A 248-nucleotide genomic window follows, 5' to 3' on the forward strand; every position below is an offset into this window, starting at 1 on the left:
GAGAGCCGCTCAAAACGTGATCGTGACCAGGACGGTATCGCTGTAGTTGCCCGGGCGCGGCGTGGCCTGCGCGGGCACGCGCCCATAGACCATGAACGTTTGGTTGGCGCCCGTGCCGGTGCCATTGAGCGTCGTGCCGCCGGTCACCCCATCGCCCCAGACGGTCGCATAGTTGGCATCCTGGTACAGCTGGTAGCCGACCGTGTCGGCGGCGGTCGCATGTTTCATCTTGCGCGCCATCACGTTGT

At 65.3% G+C, this 248-nt stretch carries 1 protein-coding gene; it reads right to left on the reverse strand.

Features of this window, described 5'->3' with window-relative positions; all coding sequences use genetic code 11:
* Positions 1-9: 9 nt before the first annotated feature.
* Positions 10-248 (reverse strand): spore coat U domain-containing protein (locus SB751_RS33740; RefSeq protein WP_410749463.1); only part of this gene is annotated, 239 nt, incomplete at its 5' end.

Origin of the sequence: Cupriavidus sp. SIMBA_020 (genome assembly GCF_046535395.1) — a bacterium.
Classification (GTDB): Bacteria; Pseudomonadota; Gammaproteobacteria; order Burkholderiales; family Burkholderiaceae; genus Cupriavidus; species Cupriavidus campinensis.